The 616-nt window shown below is 81.5% G+C and carries 1 protein-coding gene; it reads left to right on the plus strand.

Annotated features, from left to right (window positions below; genetic code table 11):
- Positions 1-586: lanthionine synthetase LanC family protein (locus LQ51_RS12430; protein WP_046565334.1), on the plus strand; the 586-nt coding region annotated here is incomplete at its 5' end.
- Positions 587-616 lie beyond the last annotated feature (30 nt).

Consider the following 616-nt stretch of genomic DNA (forward strand, 5'->3'; position numbering starts at 1 on the left):
CGGCGCGCCGCTCGGCGGGCTCTCCCACGGGGCCGCCGGGGTGGCCGCCGCGCTGGCGCACGCCGGCCACCCCGACGCCGCCGCCCGCGCCCTCGGCTACGACCGCAGCCTGTTCCGGCCCGCCGAATCCAACTGGGCCGACCTGCGCCGGCCCGGGCGGTGCGCGGTGACGTGGTGCCACGGCGCCCCCGGCATCGGCCTGTCCCGGCTGCTGCTGCGTGACGCCCTCGGCCCCGACGACCTGCTGGCCGGGGAGATCACCACCGCGGTCCGGACCACCCTGGCCGCCGGCTTCGGCCGCAACCACTCGCTGTGCCACGGCGACCTCGGCAACCTCGACCTGCTGCTGGCGGCCGCGCCCAGCTCCGCCGGCGCCCCCGCCGCCGCCGTGCTGCGCGACGGCCTCGCCGAGGGCTGGCGCTGCGCCAACCCGGCGATGCTCGCCTCGCCGGAGCTGATGACCGGCCTGTCCGGGATCGGGCTGGGGCTGCTGCGGCTCGCCGCCCCGGACCGGGTGCCGTCGGTGCTCCTGCTCGCCCCGCCCGCCGCCGCCCGCGACCGCCGGGAGCAGCGGTGCGCGGCGTGAGCGCCGCCGGCCGGCGCTGGCCGCCGCGCC

It is taken from the genome of Micromonospora sp. HK10 (assembly GCF_000982955.1).
Taxonomy (GTDB): Bacteria; Actinomycetota; Actinomycetes; order Mycobacteriales; family Micromonosporaceae; genus Micromonospora.